Origin of the sequence: Mesorhizobium sp. M7A.F.Ca.CA.002.04.1.1 (genome assembly GCF_004022805.1) — a bacterium.
GTDB lineage: Bacteria > Pseudomonadota > Alphaproteobacteria > Rhizobiales > Rhizobiaceae > Mesorhizobium > Mesorhizobium ciceri.
The window spans coordinates 1-6,004 of the sequence record NZ_RZPL01000330.1; the positions used below are offsets into that span (position 1 = coordinate 1).

8 protein-coding genes and 2 tRNA genes are annotated in these 6,004 nt (G+C 62.4%); 2 read left to right on the forward strand and 8 right to left on the reverse strand.

The genetic code is table 11. The features are described 5' to 3' along the window. From ENZ75_RS17905 to ENZ75_RS35150, 8 genes are all read right to left on the reverse strand, one after another. Positions 1-1,000: beta-ketoacyl synthase N-terminal-like domain-containing protein (locus ENZ75_RS17905; protein WP_128278216.1), on the reverse strand; the 1,000-nt coding region annotated here is incomplete at its 3' end. A 43-nt stretch (positions 1,001-1,043) separates the two neighbouring features. Then, on the reverse strand, positions 1,044-2,234 hold the full coding sequence (locus ENZ75_RS17910) for a beta-ketoacyl-ACP synthase (RefSeq protein WP_063168178.1): 1,191 nt from the start codon (positions 2,232-2,234) through the stop codon (positions 1,044-1,046). A 56-nt stretch (positions 2,235-2,290) separates the two neighbouring features. Further along, positions 2,291-2,572: an acyl carrier protein gene (locus ENZ75_RS17915; protein WP_010909964.1), complete on the reverse strand. Its 282-nt coding sequence runs from the start codon at positions 2,570-2,572 to the stop codon at positions 2,291-2,293. A 230-nt stretch (positions 2,573-2,802) separates the two neighbouring features. Then, entirely contained in the window at positions 2,803-3,945 is a 1,143-nt protein-coding gene (locus ENZ75_RS17920) for a slipin family protein (protein WP_063168177.1), read from the reverse strand. A 352-nt stretch (positions 3,946-4,297) separates the two neighbouring features. Further along, positions 4,298-4,367, reverse strand: a tRNA-Asn gene (locus ENZ75_RS17925). Between the two features lie 2 nt (positions 4,368-4,369). Further along, positions 4,370-4,443 (reverse strand) — tRNA-Tyr (locus ENZ75_RS17930). 227 nt (positions 4,444-4,670) lie between these two features. Beyond that, on the reverse strand, positions 4,671-5,219 hold the full coding sequence (locus tag ENZ75_RS17935; protein ID WP_063168176.1) for a histidine phosphatase family protein: 549 nt from the start codon (positions 5,217-5,219) through the stop codon (positions 4,671-4,673). After that, complete coding sequence (locus ENZ75_RS35150; protein WP_244514304.1) at positions 5,216-5,518, reverse strand: hypothetical protein; 303 nt, start codon at positions 5,516-5,518, stop codon at positions 5,216-5,218. The genes ENZ75_RS17935 and ENZ75_RS35150 overlap by 4 nt, the downstream gene beginning before the upstream one ends. Positions 5,519-5,538: 20 nt before the next feature. On the opposite strand from ENZ75_RS35150, the gene ENZ75_RS34365 reads away from it, so the two are divergent. Both ENZ75_RS34365 and ENZ75_RS17945 read left to right on the forward strand, forming a co-directional pair. Next, on the forward strand, positions 5,539-5,772 hold the full coding sequence (locus ENZ75_RS34365) for a hypothetical protein (RefSeq protein ID WP_032898557.1): 234 nt from the start codon (positions 5,539-5,541) through the stop codon (positions 5,770-5,772). A gap of 70 nt (positions 5,773-5,842) precedes the next feature. Continuing rightward, positions 5,843-6,004, forward strand: a 162-nt coding sequence (locus ENZ75_RS17945) for an AEC family transporter (protein ID WP_206617055.1), incomplete at its 3' end; no start/stop codon positions are given.

Sequence of the window (6,004 nt, forward strand, 5' to 3'; positions counted from 1 at the left end):
ACACCGTCGACAGCGCCAGATGCTCCATCTTGTCGTTTTCGGGCGTCGAGGTGCCGTGGGCATTGACGTAGTCGATCTCGTCTTCACCCAGTCCGGCATCGACGAGGGCGGCGCGGACCGCGGCGATGGCCGGTGAAGCGTCCGGTTTGGAGCGGGTGCGGTGGAAGTCGTCGGCCTTCTCGCCGCAACCGCCCAGGACGCCGAGAATAGTCGCGCCGCGAGCCAATGCCGTCTCAAGCGATTCCAACACCAGCGCCCCGGATCCCTCGGCCAACACGAAGCCGTCGCGATCCCTGGAGAAGGGTTTCGACGCCTTTTCGGGGATGTCGTTGTGCGTGGAGAGCGCCGAAAGCAATGAGAAACGGATCAATGCCTCGGCGGTCGCGGAACCGTCCGCGCCGATCGACAGCGCACGGTCGCATTCGCCGCGTCGGATCGCCTCGACACCGAGCTGAATCGCGGTGGCGCCTGAAGCGCAAGCCGTCGACAGCGTGATCGGCAGACCACGCGTGCCAAGGCGATCGGCAAGGCGGCCGGCGATCGAACCGAACTGGGTGGTCTCGAAAATATCCAGCTCTTTCAAGCTACGCGCGACCCGAAGCAGTCTTTCGGCGGCGGTGTCATCCTTGTCCTTGTCAGAATTGTAGAGCGAGAAGCGCTCGGCCCAGTCGAGTTCGACTGGCGGCGATGCGAGGAAGAGCGGTCCGCCGAAATCGCTGGAATCAAGACCGGCTTCGCTCACCGCTTCTAAGCCCGCAAGCTCGGCTAGCTCATAGGTGAGTGGGCTGGCGCCTTTCGAGCTCGACGGCAGGAAATCGACCATGCCGGAGATGCGGGTGTTCAATTGATCGATGGGAAAGCGGGTGATCGGGTGAATGCCCGACTTGCCGGAGGTCAGTGCCGCCCAATTGTCTGATTTGCCGACGCCAAGCGAGGTCACCACGCCGATGCCGGTGACGGCGACGATCGGCCTGCCCATGTGATCTCTGAGATTGGCCATCCGGGAGCCCTCTTATCGTTGCAGCATGGGTCGTGGAGCCGCGTTACGCGGCATTGACCAGCGCCATGCCCTCGAATTGGTGATAGCCGATCGCCGTTGCAAGGACGGATTGGGGAACGCCTTCGAACGGCGTCTCGGCTGCGGCATCAAAAACAGGATAGGCGGCCTTGCGGTCGACAGCGAGTGCCGCCAGTGCCACAGCGAAAGGAAACTGTGCTTCCTTCATGTGCCCGGTCAGCGTCGAGAAGCCACGCGCGGCGATCGCCGGATTGGCATCGAGCGCTGCCTTCTCGGCTGTTGTCGCCGCATGCGCCCCCGATGCGCCCGACAGGGTCAGCAATTTGCCGTTCGGCAATGCAGCCTGCTTGAGCAGTGCGGCGATCTCGGCGTCGAGTTCTCCCCGTGGCCGCCGGGCGCGGCCGGAGACGACCGGTCCAAGTTCTGCATAGATCTTGCGGCCGCGGCTCATCGCGTGTTCGCGCTGCTCCAGCACCAGGAAGGCGCCGCCGGAGCCGGTCACGACGCCACCGCCCTCAGTGCCCTGTCTTTGCCAAACCGGCTTCCATGGGCCGCGATGCAGATAGCCGGCGAGTTCATAGCCGAGCAGCATATCGGGATGTTCGGTCTGGAAGGCACCGCCGACCAGGATATGCGTCGACTGACCCGAGCGGATGCGTGCGGCGGCCGTTTCAACCGCGGCGACACCGGCACCTTCCTCGCCCATGAAGGTTCTGGACGAACCGGTGACCTTGTGGACGATGGAGATGTTGCCGGCGAGCAGGTTGGACAATTGGGCCAGAAACAGTGTCGGGCGCAATTCGGTGGTCAATTTCTCGTTGAGCAGTACATCGCGGTCATTGCGGCTTTCCGAAGCGGCGAGAATGGCGGCATCGACCGCCTCGTCGCGCTCGCCACCGCCCGCCGCCACAACCATGTCCATGGTCGCGCAGAGTTCGTCATTGCCCTTGATGCCGGCGTCGTCCAGTGCAAGGCCGGCAGCATAGGTGCCGAGCCTCTGCCAGGTTTCCATCTGGCGCTGATCGCCACGCTTGGCGATCTGCAGGTTCCAGTCGATCTCAGGCAGCGGATGGACAGTATAGGGTGCAAAGCGCGTCGCTTCGAGCACCGGCTGCGGGCCCGGTTGCGCGAGCTTCTGCCAGTGGGCGTCAGGACCTTCCCCCAGCGAGGAGACAAGGCCGATACCTGATATGACGACGTCGCGGGGGCTGCTCATGTGCGGCTTTGTGGGTCAGGCGGCAGAGCGCGTCAAGATCGTGCGCTCAACTGACGTCAGGCGGTCTTGGCGGCGACCAGCGCGTCGATCTTGGCGCACAGGTTCTTCATGACGAAGTAATCGTCGGTCGAAGCCTTGCCGTCATTGACCTCCTGGGTCCACTTTTCCAGCGGCACCTTGATGCCGAATTCCTTGTCGATGGCAAAGACGATGTCGAGAAAATCGAGGCTGTCTATGCCGAGATCGTCAATCGTGTGGCTCTCGGGCGTGATGGTGTCGATATCGATCTCGCTGGTGTCGGCAATGATCTTGGCGACTTTGTCGAACGTGGTGGACAAGGGCTTTTCCTTCGGTTGCGGGCGGAATCTGTCCGCATCTTGTTTGGGCGCTGTCTAATCGGTTTTTTCCGGCAGGAAAAGGCCTGATACGCCGGGCGCAGATGGGTAGGTTTCCTTCGAAACGCAAGAAGGGCCGCCGGTTTACCCGGCGGCCCTTCTGTTGACGCAACGTCAGCCTTATTTCGATGCGTGTCGTTTTTCCAAAAGCGGAACACTTTTGGCGACATGCATCAGCTGTCGCGAAGCTTGACCAGATCGTTCAGCAGCCCGCCCGTTCCGTTGTGGACGGTCAGCCGCTCGACCTTGCCGGCGATGGTTTCCAGCGCCTCGAGCTCCTTCAGCCGCAGCATCACCGGGTTTTCCGCCATCACCCTGGCCGTGTTGAGGAGGGAACGGGTCGCGTTCGTCTCCTCGCGGCGACGGATGATGTTGGCCTCGGCCTGCTTTTCGGCCGACACCACCTGGTTGAGGATCTCGCGCATCTCGCCCGGCAGGATGACATCCTTGAGCGCGATATCGCTGACCTCCACGCCGATCTCGGCCATGTCGGCGCGGACCTTGGCTGCCGCTTCCTCATCGATCGTCACCTTCTTTTCGAGGATCTGATCGAGTGTCAGCGCGCCAAGCGTCTTGCGGAAGGCATATTGCAGGGCGCGGTAGAGGGCTTCGGAGAAGTCCTTCACCATGCTGACCGCCTTGACCGGATCGACGACCCGGTATTCGGCTGCGATGTTGACGCGGATCGTCACGCGATCCTTGGTCAGCACTTCCTGCCCGGCAACGTCGAGCGACTGGCGCTTGAGGTCGACGACCTTGATCTGCACCATGCGTCCGACGTTCCAGAAGCCATGCACGCCCGCCGTCAGCGTCCTGACCAGGACACCGTCGATGAACAGCAGTCCGGCCTGACCATCGACGACCGGATGGACGGACATCAATTCCGCCTTCCGGGCCTGGCCGAGCCGGCGCATGATCGCCGCATCGATGGCGAGATCGACTGACGTGTCGATCAGCGTCACCTTCCACGGGCCGGCATCCGTCCACAGCACGAGCTTGCGGTCCGGTGCCAGCACGGCGTGCAGATTGCCGTCACGCTCGATGACGGCGACATCCGTGCGCCCGGTGCGAACGACGGTGAAATGACGCGCGGCCACATCCGGAAGCTTGTCGAACAACGCCTTCTCGTATGCCGAAACGAATTCCGGGTTCTTCAGATCGTGCCGAGACACTTCGAGGCTGCCGCGCCGGTTGGCGAGCCAGTGCTCGCCCGGCAGCAGGACAGCCTTGATCTCCCCCTTGTGGAGGGCGAGGGCACGTTCGTTTTCCTTTACGAGGACGCGCTCGCGTCCAAGAACCTTGTCGAGAATGGTCATTGTCTTACTCCTGTCGGGCATGGCCCCATGCGAGGCGTCACGTCATGCGTCGATCTTCCCTTCGTTTCTCGTTTCACGTCGTCTCTTGCGTCGTAGCCCGGGCACGAATGATCCGGGGACTGGTGGCATCGAGCCGTGGCGGGCCTTCGGGAGCGGATCGCGGGGCAGCGAAGCGGGCGCAGGAGGCCTTAGCCTCCCTTGCCGGCGACACCGCGCCTTGATCGTCACCGCGGGCCTGGCCGCGAGCCGATGGCGAAAGACGCTTGAGATGATCCGCGCCCGAAGGCTTGGGTCACCCGTCCAGTCTTTCGCATTCCAGTCCCCGGACCGTTTTTCGGATGGCTTTTCAAGGCCAATGGAGAAGGAATCGAACCTTCGACAGTCAGATTAACAATCTGATGCTCTAACCAAACTGAGCTATCCGTGGTGCAGATGAAGGGACTCGAACCCACAACCTCCGGATTATGTCCGGCGCTCTCCCAGTTGAGCTACATCCGCGATCCCAATCCCCAAAGCGGCGCCGTATACAGGGCGGCAATGCCGCCTGCACGGGCGGAGACGAAAGCTCCAACCGTTGTGCTCGCTTCGGTTCTCGTGACCGGGAGCGCGCCTATAGCCCCTGCGACGGGTTGTCGCAAGCGGCATTGTCACGGCGAATTTGCGGCTTCTTTCAACGGTGGCATTTCAGCAACACCGCTTTCGGCGTCAGCGATCGCGCAGCACGCTCAGAAGGTGACGCGGCCGAGCACGCGCAGGCCATCGCCTTGCGGCTCGACGACGACGGCCTCACCTTCGCGCGGTGAGATGCCGGTCAGTGCCACGATGTCTTCCAGATGGGTGACCATGACCAGATTGTCGGAGCCGGAATAGACGCGGATTTCCTTCAGGATCGCAGCGATCTGCGCGGCCTTCTGCGTCTCGTCGCCTTTCAGGAGATCGAGCGGTGCAAAGAGTTCCGGGTCGGTCTCGAAGGCGATGCGGGCGGTGTCGAGGCAGCGGCAATAGCGGCTGGACAGCACGCGCTCGATCGGTGCCGCCCGAGCGGCAAACAGAGCGCCGATCTTGCTCGCCTGCTGCTTGCCGCGCGCCGACAGGTTCATCTGGGTGGCGCAGCTGTCGATGTCGAAATTGGCCGGATCGGTGGTGCCGGTGACCATGGCATGGCGCAGCAGCACGACGTGTCCGCCGTCGCGCAGCAGCGCCCAGCCTGCATCCGTGGCGTGCGCCACGCTGGGAACAACAAGCAGGAACAACGCCAAGGCAAATCGAATCATCCGCTATCCTTCTGCGGTTCCCGGCAAGGGGTTCCGGTGGCAGGACATATAGGGACGGTAAAGCCGGCCGAAAGACAAGGCGCGGTCGGCGGGAAGCGTAGACCTACTTCTTCGCCATCTGCTTCTTCACCAGATCGACCTTCTGGTCGGTGAGAGGGATGGCTGGTGTAGCCGGCTTCGCTAAAGCGCTGCTTGGCGTTCTCGAAGAATCCGATCGCCTTTTGATATTCGGCCTTGCCGCCGCCATAGCTGGCCCGATTCCAGCTGACATCCCCGAGATTGTTCTGCGCGAAGGCCATTGCATCGGAAGGCTTCCCTGGTGAATACCTTCAGCGTCGCCGTGAATGCGGCCTCGATCGGTGACGCTGCGCGCGTCGCTTTTCGTCTCGGCAACTGCAAGCGCGGTCGCGGCAAGACAAAGCAGTGCGGCGACGAAAGCCGTCAGCCATGCCCGCTGCAAAAGACTGAGGTTCGAGAGTCGGACAAAGGCCATTTGTCGTTCGTGTCCGCCCTGATGATCCAAGCCCTCTATAACGCTGCCAGCCGACGATGATCAAATTCAGGCGCGATTGCGTCGCGGTCCTGGCTCGCCTATCACGGGGAACCCGCCCCTCACGGTAAAAATGTCTCCGCTCACCGAAACCGTTCTTTTCGTCTTCAGCCTTGTCGCGCTCGGCTACCTCGCCGGGCTCACCGGCTATCTGAAGCCGGCGAGCGGCGAGGGGATTTCGGAATTTGCCATCAACGTGTCGATGCCGCTGCTGCTGTTCCAGACGATGATGAAG